Origin of the sequence: Amycolatopsis sp. NPDC051373 (genome assembly GCF_040689465.1) — a bacterium.
Lineage (GTDB): Bacteria > Actinomycetota > Actinomycetes > Mycobacteriales > Pseudonocardiaceae > Amycolatopsis.
Genome location: NZ_JBFBAE010000036.1, coordinates 20,267 through 42,804, shown reverse-complemented (window position 1 = coordinate 42,804; position 22,538 = coordinate 20,267). Strand labels below are relative to the sequence as shown.

General features: G+C 69.5%; 18 protein-coding genes. 15 read left to right on the top strand and 3 right to left on the bottom strand.

Translation table 11 applies throughout. From position 1 onward, the window contains the following. Nucleotide 1: 1 nt before the first annotated feature. From AB0383_RS43730 to AB0383_RS43675, 12 genes are all read left to right on the top strand, one after another. Nucleotides 2-784, top strand: coding sequence for an ABC transporter ATP-binding protein (locus AB0383_RS43730; protein ID WP_366190335.1), 783 nt, complete (start codon nucleotides 2-4; stop codon nucleotides 782-784). Next, nucleotides 781-1,983, top strand: a complete 1,203-nt coding sequence (locus AB0383_RS43725; RefSeq protein WP_364175823.1) for an aminopeptidase P family protein — start codon at nucleotides 781-783, stop codon at nucleotides 1,981-1,983. The genes AB0383_RS43730 and AB0383_RS43725 overlap by 4 nt, the downstream gene beginning before the upstream one ends. Continuing rightward, nucleotides 1,983-2,882 carry an NAD(P)-dependent oxidoreductase gene (locus AB0383_RS43720; RefSeq protein WP_364175821.1) on the top strand — a complete coding sequence of 300 codons (900 nt, stop codon included), beginning with the start codon at nucleotides 1,983-1,985 and terminating at the stop codon, nucleotides 2,880-2,882. The genes AB0383_RS43725 and AB0383_RS43720 overlap by 1 nt, the downstream gene beginning before the upstream one ends. Continuing rightward, nucleotides 2,879-4,066 carry an alpha-hydroxy acid oxidase gene (locus AB0383_RS43715; RefSeq protein WP_364175819.1) on the top strand — a complete coding sequence of 396 codons (1,188 nt, stop codon included), beginning with the start codon at nucleotides 2,879-2,881 and terminating at the stop codon, nucleotides 4,064-4,066. The genes AB0383_RS43720 and AB0383_RS43715 overlap by 4 nt, the downstream gene beginning before the upstream one ends. A 423-nt stretch (nucleotides 4,067-4,489) precedes the next feature. Next, on the top strand, nucleotides 4,490-5,104 hold the full coding sequence (locus AB0383_RS43710; RefSeq protein ID WP_366190334.1) for a nucleotidyltransferase family protein: 615 nt from the start codon (nucleotides 4,490-4,492) through the stop codon (nucleotides 5,102-5,104). 6 nt (nucleotides 5,105-5,110) lie between these two features. Continuing rightward, nucleotides 5,111-6,007 carry an aminoglycoside phosphotransferase family protein gene (locus AB0383_RS43705; RefSeq protein ID WP_366190333.1) on the top strand — a complete coding sequence of 299 codons (897 nt, stop codon included), beginning with the start codon at nucleotides 5,111-5,113 and terminating at the stop codon, nucleotides 6,005-6,007. A gap of 370 nt (nucleotides 6,008-6,377) precedes the next feature. Then, complete coding sequence (locus AB0383_RS43700) at nucleotides 6,378-9,590, top strand: TIM-barrel domain-containing protein (RefSeq protein ID WP_366190332.1); 3,213 nt, start codon at nucleotides 6,378-6,380, stop codon at nucleotides 9,588-9,590. Nucleotides 9,591-9,802: 212 nt separating this feature from the next. Next, entirely contained in the window at nucleotides 9,803-10,063 is a 261-nt protein-coding gene (locus AB0383_RS43695; protein ID WP_364175807.1) for a hypothetical protein, read from the top strand. Nucleotides 10,064-10,109: 46 nt separating this feature from the next. Continuing rightward, the gene (gene glnA, locus AB0383_RS43690) at nucleotides 10,110-11,534 is read left to right on the top strand and encodes a type I glutamate--ammonia ligase (protein WP_364175805.1); all 1,425 of its coding nucleotides are present in this window, start codon (nucleotides 10,110-10,112) and stop codon (nucleotides 11,532-11,534) included. Nucleotides 11,535-11,885: 351 nt separating this feature from the next. Continuing rightward, nucleotides 11,886-12,578, top strand: a complete 693-nt coding sequence (locus tag AB0383_RS43685; protein ID WP_364175803.1) for a gamma carbonic anhydrase family protein — start codon at nucleotides 11,886-11,888, stop codon at nucleotides 12,576-12,578. A 122-nt stretch (nucleotides 12,579-12,700) separates the two neighbouring features. After that, nucleotides 12,701-13,642, top strand: coding sequence for a trypsin-like peptidase domain-containing protein (locus AB0383_RS43680; protein WP_364175801.1), 942 nt, complete (start codon nucleotides 12,701-12,703; stop codon nucleotides 13,640-13,642). Between the two features lie 663 nt (nucleotides 13,643-14,305). Continuing rightward, on the top strand, nucleotides 14,306-15,085 hold the full coding sequence (locus AB0383_RS43675) for a transposase family protein (protein WP_366190331.1): 780 nt from the start codon (nucleotides 14,306-14,308) through the stop codon (nucleotides 15,083-15,085). A 74-nt stretch (nucleotides 15,086-15,159) separates the two neighbouring features. On the opposite strand, the gene AB0383_RS43670 is transcribed toward AB0383_RS43675, so the two are convergent. Further along, entirely contained in the window at nucleotides 15,160-17,322 is a 2,163-nt protein-coding gene (locus tag AB0383_RS43670) for an alkaline phosphatase family protein (protein WP_366190330.1), read from the bottom strand. A gap of 242 nt (nucleotides 17,323-17,564) precedes the next feature. Here AB0383_RS43670 and AB0383_RS43665 point away from each other — a divergent pair, with 242 nt between their 5' ends. From AB0383_RS43665 to AB0383_RS43655, 3 genes are read left to right on the top strand one after another with little or no spacing between them, the layout of a single operon-like run. Next, nucleotides 17,565-18,707 (top strand): EfeM/EfeO family lipoprotein, encoded by a 1,143-nt coding sequence (locus tag AB0383_RS43665; protein WP_366190329.1) that lies wholly within the window; start codon nucleotides 17,565-17,567, stop codon nucleotides 18,705-18,707. Further along, nucleotides 18,700-19,869: a Dyp-type peroxidase gene (locus AB0383_RS43660; RefSeq protein WP_366190328.1), complete on the top strand. Its 1,170-nt coding sequence runs from the start codon at nucleotides 18,700-18,702 to the stop codon at nucleotides 19,867-19,869. Before AB0383_RS43665 ends, AB0383_RS43660 begins: the two co-directional genes overlap by 8 nt. Before the next feature lie 38 nt (nucleotides 19,870-19,907). Continuing rightward, nucleotides 19,908-20,141: a hypothetical protein gene (locus AB0383_RS43655; RefSeq protein ID WP_366190327.1), complete on the top strand. Its 234-nt coding sequence runs from the start codon at nucleotides 19,908-19,910 to the stop codon at nucleotides 20,139-20,141. 334 nt (nucleotides 20,142-20,475) lie between these two features. Here AB0383_RS43655 and AB0383_RS43650 read toward each other — a convergent pair whose 3' ends face one another. Continuing rightward, nucleotides 20,476-21,363 (bottom strand): Gfo/Idh/MocA family oxidoreductase, encoded by an 888-nt coding sequence (locus tag AB0383_RS43650; protein WP_366190326.1) that lies wholly within the window; start codon nucleotides 21,361-21,363, stop codon nucleotides 20,476-20,478. After that, nucleotides 21,360-22,514, bottom strand: a complete 1,155-nt coding sequence (locus AB0383_RS43645; protein WP_364176409.1) for an ROK family transcriptional regulator — start codon at nucleotides 22,512-22,514, stop codon at nucleotides 21,360-21,362. The genes AB0383_RS43650 and AB0383_RS43645 overlap by 4 nt, the downstream gene beginning before the upstream one ends. Nucleotides 22,515-22,538: the final 24 nt, after the last annotated feature.

Genomic DNA, 22,538 nt, shown 5'->3' with positions numbered 1-22,538 from the left:
CATGCTGACCGTGGAACACCTGAAAAAGTCCTACCGCTCCGCCGGCAGCGAGCTGGAGGTGCTGCGCGACATCTCGTTCACCGTGAACGCCGGCGAGTTCGTCACGATCGTCGGCCCGTCCGGTGCCGGCAAGACCACCCTGCTGCGCTGCTTGTCCGGGCTGCTGCCCTCGTCCGGGGGCAAGGTCGTGCTCACCGAGACGGGCAAGGTGATCGAGAGCCCGCCGCCGGAGGTCGCCTGTGTCTTCCAGGACTACAGCCGTTCGCTGATGCCGTGGTCGAAGGTCGGCCGCAACGTCGCGATCCCGTTGAAGAACAAGATCCGCGACCGCGCGGCGCGCCGGGTCGCGGTGCGCAAGGCGCTCGAGGAGGTGGGCCTCGACGGGTTCGACGACAGCTACCCGTGGCAGCTTTCCGGCGGGATGCAGCAGCGGGTCGCGATCGCGCGCGCCATCGCCTACCGGCCCGAGTTCCTCATCATGGATGAGCCGTTCGCGTCGGTGGACGCCCAGACGCGTGCGGACCTGGAGGACCTGGTGCTGCGGGTGCGCCACGACGCCGGGCTGACGATCGTGCTGGTCACCCACGACATCGACGAGGCCGTGTACCTCGGTGACCGGGTGATCGTGATGTCCGGACGCCCGACCACGGTGCTGCGGACGCTCGACGTCGACCTACCCCGGCCGCGCAGCCAGGTGACGACCAAGGCCCTGCCGCGGTTCACCGAGCTGCGAACCGAGGTGCTCACCCTGATCAGCGGCGCGAAGACGGGAGCTGCGCGATGACCGGAACCGAGCTGTCCGAACGGCTGAACCACCCGGTGAGCACCGCCGAGCTGCAGAGGCGGTGGCGCGCGATCCGCGAGGGTATGGCCGCCTGCGGGATCGACGTGCTGGTGGCGCAGACTAACAACGACTACGTCGGCGGCTACATCCGCTACCTCACCGACATCCCGGCGACCAACGGCTACCCGGTCACTGTCGTGTTCCCCCGCGAGGAGCCGATGACGATCATCCGACACGGCGCGCGTGGCGAGGACCTGGTGGTCGATCCCGTCCACGACCCGGTGCTGCGCGGCGTCGGCCGGGCGCTGGCGAGCCCGTACATGAGCTCGGTGTCCTACACCCGCTACGACGGGGCGGAGCTCGCGCTCGACGCGCTGCGGCCGTTCGCCGGCGGCCGGATCGGGTGGGTCGGCACCGGCACGATCCCGCTGGCGTTCGGCGAGTACCTGCAGCGTGAGCTGCACGCGGCGACGTTCACCGAGGCCGCCGACGTCGTCGACACCGTCCGCGCGCTCAAGTCCGAAGAGGAGCTGGACCTGGTGCGCGCCACCGCGAAGCTGCAGGACGCGGCGATCGCGGCGGCGTTCGATGCGCTGCAGCCGGGGATGCGAGACAGCGACGTGGCTGCCGTCGCGCAGCACACGGCGCAGTCGCTGGGCAGTGAGCAGGGCATCTACTGGTGCGTCTCGACCCCGCTCGGCGAGCCCGGCCGGATCGCGCACCCGCACAGCCAGCACCGGGTGATCCGGGAGGGCGATGCGTTCCACCTCATGGTGGAGGTGAACGGCCCTGGCGGGATGTACACCGAGATCGGCCGCTCCGGCGTCGTCGGCCGGGTCCCGGACCGGATCGCCGAGGAGTACGACTTCTGCCTGCGGGCGCAGCGATTCTGCTACGGCCTGCTGCGTCCCGGCGCCGCGCCCGCAGACATCTGGGCGGAGTACAACGAGTTCCTGCGCGACAACGGGCGGCCGGAGGAGCTGCGGTTGCACTGCCACGGCCAGGGCACCGACCTCGTCGAGCGCCCGCTGATCCGGGCCGAAGAGCCGATGGTGCTCGCGGCGGGCATGAACCTCGCCTGCCACCCGCGCTACGTGCTCGACGGCTTCTGCCACTGGGTGTGCGACAACGTGATCATCGGGGACAACGGCGTCGAGGAGCTGCACAAGTTCGACAAGCGGCTGGCCGAGCTGGGCTGATGACGAGCCAGGTCGTGGCTTCCGGGCCGGACGAGGCACTGCCCGCGCTGCGCGCCGCCGCGCCGGGGCGGGTCTGCGTCGTCCCGCTCCCGTCGTCCGGGGGACCGGCAGCGGTGCGGGCGTTGCGGGACGTCGAGTTCCTCGTGCTGGAACACCAGCGCACCGACCTGCTCCCCGTGCTCGGCGAGCTGCCCGCGCTGCGGATCGTGCAGACGCTGATCGCCGGTGCCGAGTGGCTCGAGCCGTACCTGCCGGACCGGGTGCGGCTGAGCCGGCCCGCCGGTGCGCGCGACAACGCGGTGGCCGAGTGGGTCGCCGCGGCGTTGCTCGGGCTGGCCAGCGGGCTGCTGCCTGCCGTGCGCGAGCAGTGTCAGCGGCGATGGCGCCGTAGGGTGAGCGCGGAGCTGGCCGGGGCCCGGGTGGTGCTCGTCGGTGCCGGGTCGATCGGCCGCTGCGCCCGCGACAAGCTCGCCGGCCTCGGGGCCTCGGTCACCGTGGTCGCGCGCACAGCTCGCGCCGGGGTGCACCCGGTGACCGAGCTCGACGACCTCGTGGCCGAGGCCGACGCGGTGGTCCTGCTCGTGCCGGCGACCGCCGACACCGCGGGGCTGGCGGGTCCGGGATTGCTGGCCCGGATGCCGGACGGGGCCGTGCTGGTGAACGCCGCGCGCGGCACGGTGGTCGACACGGCGGCGCTGACCGCCGAGGTCCTCGCCGGGCGGCTGCTGGCGGTGCTGGACGTCACCGACCCCGAGCCACTGCCGCCGGATCATCCACTGTGGACCGCCCCAGGGTGTTTCCTCTCGCCGCACATCGCCGGCGCCACGCGGCAGGGGAAGGCGCGGGCGATCGAGGCGGCGGCCGAGCTGCTGGCGCGGTACGTGCGAGGCGAGGGGTGAACCGCGCCGGCAACATCGCCGAACTGCGCGAGCGCGCACGCCGCCGGGTCCCTCGGCCGGTGTTCGACCTGGTCGAGGGCGGCGCCGAGGACGAGGTGACGGCGCGGCGCAACGTCGAAGCGTTCCGTGCCACGCGGCTGCTGCCCTCGGCCCTGGCCGTGCCCGGCGAGCGCGATACCGCGGTGCGGATCTTCGGCGACCGGGTGGCGTCGCCGATCCTGCTCGCACCGACCGGCGCGGCACGAGTGCTGCACGGCGAAGCCGAGATGGCCGTCGCCCGGGCGGCCGCCGCCCGCGACACCGTCTACGTCCAGGGCATGGTGGCCAGCTTCTCGCTCGAGCAGGTCGCCGCCGCGGCCCCTGGCCCGCGGTGGTACCAGCTCTACCTCTGGCCGGACCACGCGGCGGTGCGCGCGCTGCTGGACCGCGTCGCGGCGGCCGGGTACCGGGCTCTGGTGGTCACTGTGGACAGTGCGGTGTTCGGCAATCGCGAACGGGATCGCCGCAACGGGTTCACCGTGCCGATGCGCTTCGGGCCTCGGATGGCGCTGCACTGCGCCACGCGCCCGAGCTGGGCGGTGGACATCGCGCGCGGCCACCTGCGCCGGCGCGGCACGCACCACAGCCGGGTCGCGCCGCACGCGATGCAGCGCGACATGCTGCGCAGCCTCTATCCGGTGACCGCGCGGGATCTCGCCGACCTGCGCGCGTGGTGGTCCGGCCCGCTCGTGGTCAAGGGCGTGCTTCGCCCGGCCGACTGCCGCGTGCTGCTCGACCTCGGCGCCGACGGCATCGTGGTGTCCAACCACGGCGGCCGCCAGCTCGACCGCGCGCCCGCCACGATCGAAGCCCTCGCAGGCGTCGTCGCCGAAGCCGCGGGCCACGCCGAGGTGTTCCTGGACGGCGGCGTGCGACGGGGCACCGACGTGCTCGCCGCCCTGGCCACCGGCGCCCGCGCGGTGCTGGTCGGCCGGCCCTACCTGTACGGGCTCGCGGCCGGCGGGCAAGCTGGCGTGGAGCGGGTGCTGCGGGTACTGACCTCGGAGCTCGACCGCGCGATGGCCCTCACCGCCTGCGCCCGCATCGAGGACATTGACCACCGCGTGCTCGCGACGAGCACCGCCGGAGCCCTCACCGTGGCCCACCCGCCCGGGGGAGGCTGCCAAAGAGGGCGGTTGCTGTGACGAGCCTTGGCGAGGAACGCGATCCGAATGATGCCGCGAGACGTCATCGGCTGTACGGCGCCCAGTCGATGGCTGCGCCGACGACCTCGTTGTATAGACCTTGCACCCAGGGCAGTGGGTCCGGTAGGAGGGCAGCGGTGGCCCAGTCGCCCCAATGGTCGTCATAGGGGCTCGGGTCGCCGCCTAAGCACTGGAGGGCGCGGCGCAGCAACGATGGCCAAACACCTCGGGCAGCCTCAGCCAGGCGTTCGTTCTCTGCGCCGACTGCCGCGAGACCCTGAAGGAAGTTGAACTTCAGGCCGGCGCCCGCGCGCCTCCTCGCCGTGAGTCATCAGCCACGCGGCCACCTCCGAATTCAAGATCATTTCGGTTCATCGCGTTTGCGGTGCCCGATGCTCGCCGCGCAGATGGTAGGCATAAGCGGTGATCAGCCAACTACCTGTTGACGAACAACTCGACGCCTTCCGAAAGGTGCTCTCCCGCAACGAGGTGCTGATGGAGGTACTGTCCCGGTCGGTGTCGCTGGGGCTGCCCGGCTGGTATCTCACGGCAGGCTGTCTGTTCCAGACCGTCTGGAACGCAGTCACCAACCGGGCGCCCGGCGACGGCATCAAGGACTACGACCTGTTCTACTTCGACGCCACCGACCTGTCCTGGGAAGCGGAGGACGCGGTGATCCAGTCGGCGAAGCGCGTCTTCGCCGACATCCCAGCCGAGGTGGAGATCCGCAACGAGGCGCGCGTCCATCTCTGGTACGAGGACAAGTTCGGGACGCCATGTCCCGCCCACACCTCCACTGAGGACGCGATCGACTCCTTCGCCGCGACCACCTGCTGTTTGGGGGTCCGCGTCGAACCAGGCGGACGCTGGCGCGTCTACGCCCCGCACGGGTTATCCGACGTGTTCAACCTCATCGTCCGGCCCAACCCAATCCTGGCCCCACGCAGTGTCTTCGAGGCCAAGACCAGTCGTTGGCGCCACCAGTGGCCCGAGCTCACAGTCCTGCCCTGGCCGACACCCGCCGCCTCAGTACTGTGACTTCGTATGACCGACGCCGAGATCGAGATCACCGCAGACCTGGTCCGCGACCTCCTGCAGGAACAACATCCAGACCTTGCGGGGCTGGCCATCCGTGAGGTGGCGGGCGGCTGGGGCAACCAAATGTGGCGTCTCGGGGACGAGTTGGCCGTGCGCATGCAGCGGATGGACTCCACCCCGGAGCTCCAGCTCAAGGAGCGGCGATGGCTACCCGTGCTGGCCCCGCACCTGCCGCTCCCGGTGCCGACCCCGGTGCGGTTCGGCGAACCGTCCGAGCGCTTCCCCAAGCACTGGACCGTGATGACGTGGGTTCCCGGCGAGCCATTGGACCATGGCACGATCAGCCGCGGCGCCCACGCGGCCGATACGCTCGCGGCTTTCCTCCAGGCGCTCCATGTAGAAGCACCCGCCGAGGCGCCGATCGCCACGGATCGGGGTGCCCATCCCAGGAACTGCACGGGCGGCTTCGACAACTTCTTCCAGGCCGTTGCTCTTGACGACATCGCTGCCGACGTCCGGGCCGTCTGGGACGACGCCGTCGCGGCCCAGGCGTGGGAGGGCCCGCCCGTGTGGGTGCACGGCGACCTCCATCCTGCGAACGTCGTCGTCTCGGACGGAACGCTCTCGGGCATCGTCGACTTCGGTGACATGTTCGCCGGCGATCCAGCGTGGGACCTCGCCGCCGCATGGGTGCTGCTACCCGCGGGCACGGCCTCACGGTTCTTCGAGATGTACGCGCACGCGGACGAGGCGGCGATCCGCCGCGCCCGCGGGCTGGCCGCGATGAAGAGCCTCTTCCTGATGCTCATGGGGCAGAACGGAGATCGGGGTCTTCCCGGCGGCAAGCCTCACTGGGGACCTGCAGGTCGCGCAGCACTTGATCGTGTTCTGAAGGGCGTTTGATGCACGCTTCGTTGAACTTCTCCGAACTCGATTTTCATGGTCCGAGATTCGTCCGGATATCGATCCGAAGGGCAGCATGCCCGGTTCGGTGGCGGTAAATTTCCGCCGGAGGTGGCGTCGCCTAGGGCCAGCCGTACGAACCATCGCCCAGGTGCTCGAACTCGTCCGGAAACCGTTCCCTTGAACGGATATCTTTCACGCCCGGAGCCCCACGCTCGGCGCTGTGTGGTGAGTGCCCGCCAGGACAGAACATCGGACAACCTTGAACCCGCGTCTTCATTCTTGATCGTTGCCGAACTACCGTCGCCGAAGATCTGTCTAGGAGGCAACGGTGGCCACACGGGCAACATCTGTCCGACGACGACCTTTGGTGCGGCTGCTGGCCGTGCTGTGTCTGGCGGGCACGCTGGTGTCCACCGGCGCTTCCGCCGGTGCGGCGCCCGCTTCCGGCCTGGCCGCTCAAACGGTGACGGCCGGGCAGGCGCGGTTCGAGGTTCTTTCGCCGACGCTCATCCGGACCGAGTACGCGGGCGACTCCGCCTTCGTCGATGCCGGGACATTCAACGCGGTCGGCCGCGGCAGCTTCGCCAGAACCCCGTACACCACAACGAAGCGTGACGGCTGGCTGACGATCCGGACCAGCGCCGTGCGGTTGCGGTACAAACTCGGCTCAGGGGCGTTCTCCGACGACAATCTGACCGTCGAGCTTCGTACGGGCGACCAGGACGTCACGGCTGGCCCCTGGACGGGCAAACTGACCCCCGTCTGCGCGTTCGGCACCCTGTGCGAGGCCGAGAACCTGCAGCTTTCCGGGCCGGGCGCGGCGAGCGACCACCGCGGCTACACCGGCGACGGCTTCGCCGCGGGCTTCGCCAACGCCGGCGACGACCTCGCGTTCCGCACGACCGCCCCGGCGGCCGGCGCCTACCAGTTGGATCTGCGGTACGCCAACGGGTCCGGCGGCGACGGGCAGCACACCACGCGCACGCTCACGGTCCTCGTGGACGGCGGTGACCCGCACACGGTGTCGTTGCCGCCCACCGCCGACTGGGACACCTGGACGCTCGCCACCGTGCCGGTGACGTTGTCCGCGGGGGAGCACCAGGTGACCGTCGAGCGCGGCGCCACCGACTCGGGCAACGTCAACATCGACAGCCTCGCCGTGGTCACGACGGGCGCCTCGTACCCGCAGCCCGTTCCGCCCGCGCCCACACCGTGCGCCTTGGGCGCCCTCTGCGAAGCCGAGCAGGGCGCCCTGGCCGGCGGCGCGCACCCGGCGAGCGACCACGACGGCTACTCCGGCAAGAGCTTCCTCGCGGGCATGGAAAAGGCGGACGCGTCCGACACGCTCACCGTGACCGGGGTGCCCGCGAAGGGCTCGTACGACCTGCAACTGCGCTACGCCGACGCGACCGCCGTCTCCGGCCAGACCCAACCCACCACCCTGTCCCTCCGGGTGGGCGACGCTGCACCCACCAGCCTCACGCTGCCGGCGACGAGCAGCTGGAACTCGTGGCGGACCACGGCCGTCCCGGTCAAGCTCGCGGCCGGCACCAACACCGTGACGCTCGGCTGCCCCGACTCGACGAACTGCCACCTCAACATCGACACCGTCGCGATCGCCCGGCCCCACTCGCCGCTGCTCGCCCCGCACGCGGCGCTGGGCGGCTACCGGCGCGGGCTCGACGGCGTGGACGGCACCGCCGTCACCGCACCGGGGATCCTTTACCAGGACGGCTGGTCGCTGCTCGACGACACCGCCTCGGCACTGTACGACCCGCGTACCAAGGTCGTCACGCAGCGCTCTGGGCATGGTGGCAAGGCCTACCAGGACGGGTACGTGTTCGCCTACGGCCAGGACTACGCCCGCGCGCTGCGTGAGCTGTCCCAGCTGACCGGACCTTCGCTGCTGCTGCCGCGCTGGTCGTACGGCGTCTGGTACTCCGAGTACTACGACCGCACGGCCGCGGACTTCGAGCAGAACATCCTGCCGAAGTTCCAGTCGGAGAACGTGCCGCTGGACATGCTCGTCGTCGACACCGACTTCAAGGCGCCGAACAAGTGGAACGGCTGGGAAATCGATCCGTCACGGTTCCCCGACCCGGCGGCGTTCTTCCAGTGGGCGCACGACCAGGGCCTGCACACCGCGCTGAACATCCACCCGAGCATCCTCGCCTCCGACCCGCAGTTCCCGGCGGCGCAGGCGACCGCGAAGGGCAAACTGAAGCCCGGCAGCTGCGGGGGCGGCGGCACCGACTGCTACGTGTTCGACTTCGGCGACCCGGACCAGTTGAAGGCCTACTTCGACCTGCACCGGCCGATGGAGCAGCAAGGCAACGACCTCTGGTGGCTCGACTGGTGCTGCGACGGGTCGAACTCGAGCCTCGCCGGCGTCACGCCGGATGCGTGGATCAACCAGCAGTACGCCGACGACGCGGCGAAGACCGTCGGCCGCGGGTTCGCGTTCTCCCGCGCGTACGGCTCGCTGCAGGCCGGTGGCTACAGCTCGCCCACCCCGGTGCCCACGGGGCCGTGGGCGGACAAGCGCACCACCCTGCACTTCACCGGCGACACCGTTTCCGACTGGGCCACGCTGGGATTCGAGGTCGGCTACACGCCCGGCGAGTCCGCGGCTACCGGCCTGGCCTCGGTGAGCCACGACATCGGCGGCCACACCGGGGGCCTGCAGGAACCGGGCAGCGAGCCGGGCAGCACGAAGCTGCCGGACGACCTGTACGCGCGCTGGGTGCAGTTCGGTACCTTCCAGCCGATCGACCGGCTGCATTCGAACCACAGCGACCGGTTGCCGTGGCAGTACGGTGCCGCCGCGGACGCGTCGGCGACGAAGTTCCTGAACCTGCGTGAAGATCTCGTGCCGTACACGTACACGCTTGCGCAGGAGGCCACCGCAACGGGCCTGCCCCTCGTGCGGCCGCTGTACCTGCAGTACCCGGGCCAGCAGGAGGCCTACGCCCAGGCGGGCGGAGAGTACCTGTACGGCCCGGACGTGTTGGTGGCGCCGGTGACCAGCCCTGGTGCCACCGCCACCACGAGTGTGTGGTTCCCGCCCGGCAGCGACTGGACGGACTACTTCACGGGGAAGATCTACCACGGCGGCACCACGGCGCAGATCACCACGGGCTGGGACACGATGCCGGTGTTCCTGCGCTCGGGCGGCATCATGGTGACCCGCAGCGGGAGCGTGACCCATGACGAAAACAACCCGCTGACCGCGGCGACGGTCACCGTGGCCGGCGGCCACGACGGTGCGTTCACCCTCTACGAGGACGACGGGCAGTCGCCCTCCGCGAAGGGCGCCACGACCGGCATGACCTACACCGAGGGGGCCCACTCGGCGACACTCGCGATCGACGCCATGCACGGGTCGTACCCGGGCAGGCCGGCGCAGCGCACGTGGACCGTCCAGTTCACCGACACCAAGGCGCCGTCGGCGGTGCTCATCGACGGTCACCGCAGCGCCGACGGGTCCTGGGCCTGGGACCCCGCGACGAGGACGGTGACCGTGCGGACGCCGGCGCAACCGGCGGCCCGCCCGCTCACCGTGCGGTTGCTGAACTCGTAGCCCGTCGTCGGTCCGGAGGACGCCTGGGTTCGGCGTTGCTCCGGACCGACGGAGTTTCGGCTCCACCGAAGACGTCCTCGAAATGCAGTAATCTCAACCTCCAGCGCACTTGCGCCGGCGGTGGGGCTCACCGGACCCGAACCGCGGTCTCGGCCGCCAACAGTCCCTCCCTGTTTCACGATCCCAGCGATCACAGGTTGGGGTGCGGGCCCGTGAAACTCTGGATGCTGCTCGGCGGCCCACTCGGAACGGCCCTCCTCACCGGCGCGGCCTTGCTCGGCATTCGGGGCCACAGCCCACTCGCTGCCGCCGGCATCGGGTTCCCCAGCGCGCTCACGTCCGGTTGCCTGTTGGGCGGCGCGACCACCACCGTCTTGCGGAAAGGCATCACAGAGCGCACCGTTATCCCCACCTTCACCGACGCCGTGCCCGGGTTCGGCGCCGCCGCGATCGGTGTCGCCCTGGTGTCTTGAGCTCGCCGCAATCCGTCCTCGATACTCGCGAAGGAGACCGGAGAACATGTTCACCAACGCCGATGAGATCCTCCGTTTCGTCGCCGATGAGGACGTCCAGTTCATCGACGTCCAGTTCTGCGACCTGCCCGGCATCATGCAGCATTTCACCGTCCCGGCCGCCTCCTTCGACGCGGACTCTTTCACCGAAGGGCTCGCCTTCGACGGCTCCTCGGTCCGCGGGTTCCAGTCCATTCACGAGTCGGACATGCTGCTGCTTCCCGACCCGGTCACCGCCCGCGTCGACCCGTTCCGCACCCACAAGACCCTCGCGATGAACTTCTTCGTGCACGACCCGTTCACTCGCGAGGCGTACAGCCGCGACCCGCGCAACATCGCCCGAAAGGCCGAGCAGTACATCACGGAATCCAGCATCGCGGACCGCGCGTTCTTCGGGCCGGAGGCCGAGTTCTACATCTTCGACTCCGTCCGGTTCGATTTCGCGGAGAACGGCGCCTTCCACGAAGTCGACTCGATCGAGGGCTGGTGGAACACCGGCGCCGACGAAGCCGGCGGAAACCAGGGATACAAGACGCCGTACAAGGGCGGGTACTTCCCGGTCCCACCCCGTGATCACTTCGCCGACCTGCGCGATGAGATCGTGCGCAACCTGGCCGGCGTCGGAATCGAGGTGGAGAAGGCCCACCACGAGGTCGGCAGCGGCGGCCAGGCCGAGGTCAACTACAAGTTCAACACTCTCCTGCACGCCGCGGACGACCTGCAGCTGTTCAAGTTCATCGTGAAGAACACCGCGTGGGCGGCCGGCAAGACCGTCACTTTCATGCCCAAACCGCTCTTCGGCGACAACGGCTCCGGCATGCATTGCCACCAATCGCTGTGGGACGAGAACGGGCCCCTGTTCTACGACGAGACCGGTTACGGCGGCCTGTCCGATATCGGGCGCCACTACGTCGGCGGCATTCTGCACCACGCGCCGAGCCTGCTCGCTTTCACGAATCCGACGGTGAATTCCTACCACCGCCTCGTCCCGGGCTACGAGGCACCGATCAACCTCGTGTATTCCCAGCGCAACCGCTCCGCCTGCGTCCGAATCCCGATCACCGGCAGCAGTCCCCAGGCCAAGCGCATCGAGTTCCGTTGCCCCGACTCCTCCGGCAATCCCTACCTCGCGTTCGCCGCCATGCTGATGGCCGGACTCGACGGGATCCGCAACAAGATCGAGCCGGCGGCGCCGATCGACAAGGACCTCTACGAGCTCCCGCCCGAGGAATCTCGCGATGTCGCCCAAGTTCCAGGATCACTGGAGGCTGTGATCGACCGGTTGGAAACCGACCACGAGTTCCTCCTCAAAGGTGACGTGTTCACCATGGACGTGATCGAGACCTGGATCGACTTCAAACGGGAGCACGAGATCGACCCGCTGCGGTTGCGCCCGCACCCGTTCGAATTCGCCTTGTACTACGACGTGTGAGGGCTGACGACGTCGAACAACCAGGATCCGAATGTGCTCGCGGCCGGTGAAGAACCGTCGGCCCGCGAGGACCCCGCTCTCGCCGCCGCGATTCGACCCGCGGCGTTGCAACTGCGTTCCTGACGTCAGGCTCGGCTGCTGTGGGTTTCGGCGGACTCTCGTTGCGCCGGGCTCGCCCCGGCGGTGTGGTGACTGACGCACGTCCTCGATCTGCATGGAACGCTGGAGCCTTCGCCGGCACATGGCCTGGCCTTGGCTGTAGGTCGGGCGTAGCGTCGTGCTGTGGTGCGGTCCCGGCGCGGCAGCGCTGTTGCCGTCGGTGCCGATCTTCCCCACCGATCGGAGGCCGCGATGACCTTTCCCGAGGACTATCTGCATCCGGTGGGCCGCGGCGCGGTCTTCATCGAACACCAGCATCGGCACCCGCGCGTCGACAAGTCCGTGTACATCGCCCCGACAGCCGTGCTGTGTGGTGACGTGACCGTCGGGCCGCACAGCCGGGTCCTCTTCGGCGCCGTGCTCACCGCGGAGGGAGGGCCGGTCGAGATCGGCGCGCACTGCGTGATCATGGAGCACGCAGTGCTACGAGGCTCCCTGCGCCATCCGGTTCGTCTGGGGGACCACGTCCTGGTTGGGCCGCACGCCCACCTCAGTGGCTGCGTCATCGACGGCAACGCGCGAGTGGCGACCGGAGCGATGATCTACAACGGCGCGCGCATCGGCTCCGGCGCCGATGTCGAGTTCGGGGCCGTGGTGCACGTCAACACCGTGGTGCCGCCGGGAACGGCGGTGCCGATCGGCTGGTTCGCCGGTGGTAACCCGGTCCAGCTGATCCCACCGCAGCAACGGGAACGCATCGCCTCGGTGATGGAACCGCTCGACTACCAGGGAACCGTCTTCGGCGTGACCGAGGCACCGGGCGAGCCGGCGATGACCCGGGTGGCGCAACGCTACGCGCGGGCGCTCGCATTGCACCGCTACGACGAGAACGTCACCCCGGAACTGTTCGGCGAGCCGGACGGTGAGCGGAGGAACCGAGTGTGATCCGGCAGGGTTCCCGATAGCGATACCGTCAGCAGGCCGATGGCAACACCGCCAACGCCGAGGCGCAGTTCGCTGACGGTGAACCACGGAATCGGGCACACGACGAGACGCGTTTGCATGACATGGACAACGACAAGGCGGAGCCCGACGCACTGGACGTCTACTCGGCAATCGTCACTTCCGTCGCCAAGCAGCTCACACCACGCGTCGCGGCATTGACCATCCGGTCCCGCAGCGGGGAATCCGCCGGGTCGGCCGTCGTCCTGACCAGCGAATCCCACCTGATCACCAACTCCCACGTCCTCTCCGGCGGCCACCATGGCACCGCGGAGTTCGCCGACGGCACCGTCGCGCACTTCGACGTCGTGGGACGCGATCCCCTCTCCGACATCGCCGTGATCCGCGCCGACCGGGAAATCCCTGCCCCACCGGACTATGGCGACGCCGACAACCTTCTCGTCGGCTCCCTCGTCGTCGCCGTCGGCAACCCGCTCGGCCTGGCCGGCACCGTCACCGCCGGAGTGGTCAGCGCCCTCGGCCGCAGCATTCCGGCCCGCACCCGCACCGCCGCGCGGCTGATCGAGAACGTCATCCAAACCGACGCCGCGCTCAACCCCGGCAACTCCGGCGGCGCGCTGGCCGACAGCCACGGCCGGATCATCGGCATCAGCACCGCCGTCGCCGGCTTCGGCCTCGGACTGGCCGTCCCGATCAACGCCACCACCCACCGGATCATCCACGCACTGATGCACGACGGCCGAGTCCGCCGCGCGTATCTCGGCCTGGTGACCACCCCGGCGCCCCTGACGCCGGCCCAAGCCGAACGATTCGGACAACGCACCGCGTTGCGCATCGTCGAGGTGGTGGACGCCAGCCCCGCCGCGCGCAGCGGACTGAAGCCGGCCGACCTCGTCCTCGCCGTCGACGGAGCCCCGCTCCGCAACGCCCAATCACTCCAGAAACGCCTGTTCTCCGACGCGATCGGCCGGCAGATGGAGGTCACCGTGCTCCGCAACGGCGCCCTCGTCGACGTGATCGCAGTACCCGCCGAGCTCACGGACTGACCGCGGGAGCAGCGGAACCGGATTCGCCGGCCGGGAGGACCACCTTGAGCACGAGCGAGCTGCTGCTCGCTGGGCGGCGGTCTCCGCCGCGGCGGGGCGGGTGGTGTGGGTGGTGCGGCGTTCGGCGCGCTGGGTGGTCTGCGCAGTGCCCGTGGCCGCGCCCCGTCGGCGAACGGCGACTGTACGCACAGTTTCGTCGGCGACCAAAGTATTGATGGTGGACGGTTCGCTTAAGGCGATCGCGTCGGTGACGGTGGGGGAGAAGGTCGCGGACTCCCAGCCCGGCAAACCGGGGCTGGAATCCACCGGTCGGCCGGGTGATCGTGACCCGGACCGACCACGGCTTCGTGGACCTCAAGGTCAAGCCGGGGCGTGTGCGTGCGGTGGCCGGCCGCAGTCGCGGTGGCTGCGGGCGGGAGTGTTCCGGCTGTCGCCGCACCGGCCGCTGACATGTCGGCCCGGAGAAGCGGGGGCCTGCGCGGGAACCTCAAGGGGCTGTTCTCCGATTACGCACTACGGGGCCGGTATCGGGCGGTGCGCGCGGACAGAGCGCAAAGCAGCGCGATGTGCCCGCGATCCGGTGGGAACGCGGGCACATCGCGACTAAGGGATGTCTCGTAACCCGGTGTGGGTCGGTTGGGGGTGGTGGTTGATCATGGTGTGGTGCAGGTGATCTCGGCGTCGCGGTCGGAGTGGATTGTCCCGTTCACGGGGTTGGAACCGGGTCAGTTCCGGAAGCTGGTGCGGATCGTGGCGAAACGTGGCGGTGACGAGATCGCCGATGGCCGACCTGGTCGTCAGTGGCGTCTTGACCTGGCCGATCGTGTGCTGCTGGTCGCGACGTACTGGCGGACGAACCTGACGATGCGCCAGATCGGGCCGCTGTTCGGGGTGTCGCATTCCGCGGCGCATCGGGTGATCGACACGATCGGGCCGCTGCTGGCGCTGGGCCCGGTCCGCAAGTGGCGGATCGACGCGATCGCGATCGTGGACGGCACCCTGGTGCCGACGCGGGATCACCGGCTGGCAGCACCGTCGAAGAACTACCGGTATTCGGCGAACGTGCAGGTCGCGATCGACGCGGACACCCGGTTGGTGATCGCCACCGGCGACGCGTATCCGGGCAACGCAGGCGACTGCACCGTCTACCGCGCCTGCGGCATCGAGCAGAAGTTGGCGGGGCGTTCGGTGATGGCCGACGGTGGCTACCAAGGCAATCCTGAGGTGATCATGCCCTACCGCAAACCTCGTGACCGCAGCGATCTGCCCGGCTGGCAGGAAGACCTCAATGCCGGCCATCGCAAGATCCGGGCCCGTGTCGAGCACGCGCTGGCGCGGATGAAGTGCTGGAAGATCCTGCGCGACTACCGCCGCGCCGCCAGCACGCTGAACGACACGGTCTCCGGCATCGCGCATCTGCACAACATCCTCCTCGCAGACTGATCCGCAACACCAGTCCCACCAACCACAAGAGCAGTTACGAGACATCCCTTAGCTCAAAACGGCGAGCGAAAGGCTCACTTCTCCGCAGCGCGACCGGCGAACCGCTGCATGAAGTCGGCAGACTCCTTTGCAGTGATGATCACGTCGTAGTAGCCGTCCTCGGTCGGCCAGGTGACGACGCTGTGCTTGCCGGCGGGCACCTCGATGGTCGTCTTCCTCCCGGCGAAGTCGTTCGCGGTCAGCGTGTAGGTCACCGACCGGCGGCCGTCGGCGGACAGGGTGAACTGGACAGTCGCGTCGGACGACTTGCCCTGGGCGTGCCCCTTGACCAGCCGAACGTCGACTCGCGGCTGGGCCGAGGTCCGGTCGTTGGCCGGGACGACGGTGCCGGCGAAGGACCGGATGAAGTGGTCGGGCCCGTAGAAGGTGAACGCGTACTTGCCGTTCGTCGCCTTGGTGTCCCAGGTGTACGACTTCGACTGGTGGTTGCCGGCCGTGAGGGGCAGCGCGTCCTGGCCGATGCCGAGCGGCTCGGCGCCGGCCAGCGCGGGCACGTACTTGTCGGCCAGCCCGACCAGGTTGACCGCCTTGCCGTTGGGCCCGCCTTCGACGGTGAAGGTCGCGGTCGCGGTCCCGGTGTCGTGGTTCTCGACGAGGACGCCGTTGGGCTGGAACGACAGCGGGCTCCGCTTCGCCTTGCCGGTGATCCGCTGGGTCGGCATGACCTGCGCACCGACGGCCGGCTGGGGCACTGCCGGCAGGCTGGCGTCGGCGACGACCGACTTGAGCAGGTCGGCCGGCTTCGGCAGCTTCGGGAAGGACGTGTCGAAGTTGCCGAAGTCGATCGCCGAGAGCAGGTTGCCGGAGACGCTGCGCCGCCAGTCGTTGATGTTGTTGCAGATGGCCGGCTTGCCGAGGCTCTTGGTCCACTCCTCGATCAGCTGGATCGTCGAGGTGTGGTCGAAGACCTCGGAGTTGACGAAGCCACCACGGGTCCACGGCGAGACCAGCACGAACGGCACGCGACCGCCCATGCCGGGCTTGATCCCCGGCGCGCGCTCGCCGACGGTGCCCACCTCGGGGATCGGCGGCACGACGTGGTCGAAGAAGCCGCCTTCACCGATGCGGTTCGCGTGGTCGGGCTCGTCGTAGTTCAGGATGATCAGCGTCGACTCCCACAGTTCGGGGTTGTCGTGCACCGCCTGGATCACCCGGTCGGTGTAGACCGCGCCGTTGTTCGGGGCGTACGTCGGGTGTTCGGTCCACGCCGCGGGCGCGACGACCCAGGACACCTCGGGGAGGTCGCCCGACTTGCAGTCGGCGATGAAGTCCCCCAGCACGTAGTCGAGGTTGGAGGTGTCGTTCTTGATGCCGGCGGGCTGCGTGGTGTGGGCGTGCACCACGCCGCCGCGGGCAAGCAGGCCCTCGCGGGGCATGGTGTTCTGCGGGTTCGCGTTCTTCGGGTCGAACGCCGCGAACGAACGGACCGTGTTGTCGGTGTAGTCACCGAGGAAGTTGTCGTCGGTGTCGTTGTTGACGTAGATCTGCCAGCTGACGCCGGCGTCCTGCAGCGTTTCCGGGTAGGTCTTGAACTTGTAGGCGTAGCCGTAGTCGCCGTTGTTGTTGACGACCGGACCACCCTGGGTGCCGGCCGCGTCGTTGGTGCCGGCCCACATCATGATGCGGTTCGGGCTGGTGCTGGTGTCCAGCGAGCAGAAGTAGTGGTCACCGATGGTGTAAGCCTTGGCGATCGCGTGGTGCCACGGCACGTCGGCTTCCATGAAGTACCGGTTCCGCGCGCTGGTGTTCTGCGCGTTGTACTTCAGGCTGTCACCGTGGTAGGGCAGCAGGTAGCCCTCGGCACGGCTGTTGGGGTCGTAGTAGATCGTCTGGCCGTTCTGCCAGGTCAGCACCTGCTTGTCGCCGAAGCCGCGCGCGCCGGCCAGGTCGAGGGTGCCGAAGTAGTGATCGAACGACCGGTTCTCCTGCATCAGGATCACGACGTGCTTCAAGTCCTTGATCGTGCCCGTGCGGTGCACCGGCTTCGAGCCGGGCTTGCCGTCCGCTGCGGCCACAACCGGGACGGCCGAGTCGGCTGCGGCCTCGGCCGGGGCGGCCGCCAGCCCGCCGGCGGCGACCGCGGCACCCGCGGCTCCCGCGGCCTGGATCAGCCGGCGCCGGGAGATCCGGTTGCGGTCCGCCGTCGGTCTCGTGCCGTCCGAATCGTTCTGCGACATGGGGCTTGTACCTCGGTTCTCGTGGTGGGGAGTCGGCCTGAATCGCCAACCCCGCAAAGTCAACTGCCGCAAGTCTCGGCGCCGCGAGAATCAGGTTGTGAACGTTCCGGGAAGTCTCAGGGCGTCCGCGATTTCGCTCCGTCGGGGTTGCCCGGATAAAACGCAATCGAGTCACCCGCTGTTCACCGGTGCGCAATGGGCGTCATCGAACGCGTTCACGACCGCCACCCAAGCTGGGCTCGGTGAGCATCACGACGGCCTCGGCCGCACCACCCCGGCCGCAGACCGTTGTCCTGGTCGTCGGATCGCCCTACGGCATCGACGACTGGCTCGGCGGACCGGCCGGCCGCTACGACTTCGTGTTCGTCAACAACGAGGGCGCCGGCGCGGAGATCTATCTGGAGGACCCCGCGACTGAGCGGATCTACGTCGAGGTCGAGCACTTCGGCCGCGGCGTCAGCCGCACGGTCACGGCATCGGTGCCGCCCGGAACGTACCGCTGGGTCTGCATCACCGACTACACGATCAAGTACAGCCTGCCGGTCATCGTCACAGGTGACCTGTTGCCCTACGACGTGTACGGGATCATCCCCGTGACTGCGCTGGACCTGCGGATCCCGATCAACGACTACGTCGGCTGGATCACCGGACAGCTGCCCGCGCTCACCCAACAGGTCACACGGCTGCGCGGCGACCTGGAAGCCGGCGATGCGGCGGCCGCCAAACGCGACTGGCTGATCGCCCACCTCACCTACGAGACACTGGGCGGCGCCTACCGGGCGTATGACGAGACCGGCGACGACATCAACGCGGACCCGCCGCGCGGAGTCGCTCCCGCGCGCCTCGCGGACGCGGACTTCACCGGCTTCCGCAAGATCGAGGCGATGCTGTGGGGTGACCGGCCGGCGGCGACGATCGTGCCGCACGTCGACGCGTTGCTCGAGGCGATCGGGCGGCTCACCGACGAGCTGGCGCTGCCGAACGCGATCACGCCGATCGACATGGGCCGGCGGGCTCACGAGATCCTCGAGGATGCCTTGCAGTGGGACCTCAACGGGATCGGCGACGCCGGCAGCCAGACCGAGCTGGCGACCGTGGACGCGAACCTCACCGGGGTCTGGCAGGCGCTGGACCCGCTGCGACCGATCCTGCGCAAGCTTGACCCGTACCTGGACCAGACCGACCAGCAGCTGCGGCTCACCCAGCAGTTGATCCGCAGCCACCTCCACGCCGACGGCTGGGTCGGATTGGCGTCACTGCCCATTCGGCAGCGGGCCGCGCTCAACGCGGCAGTGCAGCACAGCGTCGAATTGCTCTCCCACGCCGCGGTCGTCATCGACCCGCGCAACGCCACCCGCGACCGAGGCCCGATCACCCATGACTGAACGCGACACCGCCGTGCCGGCGAGCCGGCCGTTCGAAGGCACCCACCAGGCCGGCATTCTCGAGCCCCCGCAGCGCACCGCGATCGTCGTCGCGTTCCTCGTGACCGCGGCCGACCGGCCGGCATTGCGGCGGATGTTCCAGACGCTGACGGCGACGATCCGCTACCTGGTCGACGGGGGCGACGCCCCGGCCGGGCGCGGCAGCGACGACGGGCTCGTGTCCACCCCGTACGAGAACGGCATGCTCGGCCCGGGCACGGTGCCCGACGGTCTCACCGTCACGGTCAGTGTCGGTGCGAGCCTGTTCGACGACCGGTTCGGTCTCGCGGGCGTCAAACCGGCCCGGCTACGCGCGATGGACGAGTTCCCGAACGACGCGCTCGACCCCGAGCGCTGCGACGGCGACCTGCTGTTGCAGATCTGCGCCGATCACCCTGACACCGTGCTGCACGCGCTGCGCATCCTGATGCGCACGACCCGGGCCGACCTGCAGGTGCTGTGGCAGATGGAGGGCTTCACCAGCCCGCCGCGGCCGAGTGGGACGCCCCGCAACCTGTTCGGCTTCAAGGACGGCACAGCCAACACGGAGATCCTCGACCATCCCGATCTCATCGATCAACTGGTGTGGACCAAAGCAGGCGGCGACGAACCAGACTGGGTCACCGGCGGTTCCTACCACGTGGTCCGCCTGATCCGGATGTTCGTCGAATTCTGGGACCGGATCTCGATCAACGAGCAGCAGCGCATCTTCGGCCGTGACCGCGACACCGGCGCACCGTTGTCCGGCCGCCCGGGCGAACGAGTAGCCGGCCAGGAGGAGTTCCAGCTCCCCAGCTACTTCAGGGACGCGCACGGCAACACCGTGCCGCTGACAGCGCACATCCGGCTCGCCAACCCGCACGACGGCACGGCCGACGACCGACGGATGCTGCGCCGCGGCTTCAACTACAGCGCCGGCATCGAGCGCAACGGGCAGCTCGACATGGGGATGATCTTCATCTGCTTCAACGCCGACCTCGACCGGCAGTTCGTCGCCCTCCAGACGTTGCTCATCGACGAACCACTGGTCGACTACGTCTCACCTTTCGGCGGCGGCTACTTCTTCGCCCTGCCCGGCGTCCGGGATGCCGACGACTGGCTGGCCCGCGGCATGCTCGACTGAACGGTCGCCGGTCGGCTCGGGGAGGGGAATAACCCTGGATGGTCGGACCGGAGACCATTGCGGGTGAAGAACTCCCCAACGGTTCGGCGGTCGATGCCGAACTGGTTGCCCAGCTCATGGACACGTGTGTGTCCGAGGTGCGTGTGGAGCGCGCCGTTCGTGATGCCTCCTGCGACGACGCGATCAGGTCGGATCGGGCGGCCGCCCCAAGACGCTCGAGCTCGTCAATGAGCGCTTCCGGTGACCAGACCTCGTCGGAGAACAAGCGCTGATCGCCGAGGTCCGTGGGACGTGGCGGTCCCTGCGTAAGGCGCTGCACGCCGCCAACTTCCGCCGGCGCACGCCGGGCTGGGCTCGTAGCCGTCGCCCCGAGATCGAAGCCTGGGACACGGGCGGCCCGGTCGCGGCGCCGGCGGCGGGCGCCCTCGGAAACGCGACCTGAGCTGACCATCGGCGATCCGAGGCGTGCACGAAACTCGAATGACCTTTTCCCCGTAACCGTTGTGGACGAACGATTTCCCGCTGCGCGTGGTCCACGCGGATGTCGCGATCAGCGATGGCACGGCGCGACCCCAGCGGTGCCGGTGCCGAGCGGATGACCCCGAGTCAGCTCGCGGCGTGAAGGGAGCCGGCTGCTTGAGCGATCAGCTCCTGCAGCCGGACCCCGCGCCGCACGTCGAGCGCCGAAGAGCGGCCCGCGCGGACGGCCGCGGCGAACTCGGCACGCAAGATCGGCCACGCTTCGGTGTGGTCGAGGGCCGCGGTGTCGTAGGTCAGCGCGCCGGCGGGACCGTACAGCTCCACGGTCGTGCGCGGCCGGGCGAGGCCGATCACGCCGGACAACGAGGCCTGGCTGACCGCGCCGGACTCGTGTTCGCAGGTCAGCTCGATCCACTTCGTCGAGTCGCCGGTGGCGCGGATGGCGTGGATGGGGCCGAGCGCGGATTCGAGCAGGTCGAGCAGGTGGGGGCCGAGGTCGGGCAGCGCGCCGTGTTCGAGGCGCCAGCCGGTGGCCAGGTCGCCGCCGAGGAAGGCGCCGTGCAGGTAGCACGAGCGGGCGCCGACGGTGTCGAACGAGCGCGCCCGGTCGAGGAACTCGCGGGTCGCGGGCAGGTAGCGCTTGGTCAGGACCAGCTGGCTCACGACACCCGCGATCTCGATGGTGTCGGCGAGCTCGCGGGCCGCGGGCAACGTCAGCGCGACCGGTTTCTCCAGCAGCACCGCTTTTCCGGCCCGTGCGGCGCGTCGCGCCAGGTCGGCCTGGACGTCGGGGCGGACCGCGAACGCGACGGCATCGCAGGTGCCGAGCAGCGCGTCGAAGTCGGTCGTCGCGACGGCGCCGTACTTCCCGGCGAGTTCCGCGGCCGCCTCGGCGCGGCGCGCGTACACCGCGGTGAGGGTGGTTTCGGGACCGGCGGCGAAGGTCGGGGCGTGCATGGTGTGGGCCCACGGACCTGCTCCGACCAGCCCGATCCGAAGGGGCGTTTCGGTCACGATGCTCCTTCACGGGCGAGTCGCTCGTCGACGGCGGCGGGGGCGTAGGCGGCGTCCAGCACCATGGCCTGCGCTCCGTGCAGGCCGGCGAGGTCGCCGAGGCTGCTGCTGGTCACCTGCAGGTGCCTCGTCGCACGGGGCAGCGCCTTCTGGTAGATGACCTCCCGGACGCCGGTGACGAAGTGCGTGTCGGCGAGGTCACCGGCGATGACGAGGACCTCCGGGTTGACCATGCACACGACCGTGGTCAAGACCTCGCCGACGAGCCGGCCGGCTTCCCGCGCGAGCTCGACGGCCTCGGGCCGGCCTGCCGCGAGGTGCTCGGCCAGCTCCCGGCTCGACCGTGTCGGCACCCCGCGTTCGGTGAGCCGGCGCGCGAGCGCGCCACCGCTCGCGACGGCGGCGAGGCAGCCGTGGGAACCGCACATGCAGACCGCGTCATCGTGGCCTGGCAGCCGGATGTGCCCGATGTCGCCGGCGCCGCCGTCGACGCCGCGCAGCAGGCCGCCGTTGAACACCAGCCCGGAGCCGATGCCCGCCGACACCTTGACCAGCACCAGCGGCGACGAGCCCGGGTAGTGCTGGGTGTGCTCGCCCAGCGCCATGATGTTCGCGTCGTTGTCCACGAGCACCGGTACGGACCAGCGGCCGGCCAGGTCGTCGGCGATCGAGTAGCCGTCCCAGCCCGGCATGATCGGCGGCTGGCGTACGGTGCCCGTCGAGAACTCGACCGGCCCGGGCACGCCGACGCCGATGCCGCGCACCTGGCCCGGGGGCCGGCCCGTTCGGTCGAGCAGAGCGCGGAACCGGACATCGAGCGTGTCCAGGACCGGTACCGGGCCCGCCGCGACCTCGAGCTCGATTCGCTCCTCGGCGAGCCGGCACCCGTCGAGGTCGACGACGGCCAGCCGAGCGTCGGCGGTGTCCAGGTCGGCGACGAGCACGACACCTTCGTCGGTGAACTCGAGCAGGACCGACGGCCGGCCGCCGGTCGAGTCCTCGGTGCCGTGGGAGCGCAGGTATCCGCGGTCGAACAACGGCTTGAGGCGCTGCTGCACCGTCGACCGCGACAACCCCGTGTGCTGCTGGAGATCGGCGCGCGTGCGGGCCTTCCCCGTGCGGACCAACCAGAGCAGATAGCCGGAAGACATCGTCACCGGAGCAACTGTAGTGAT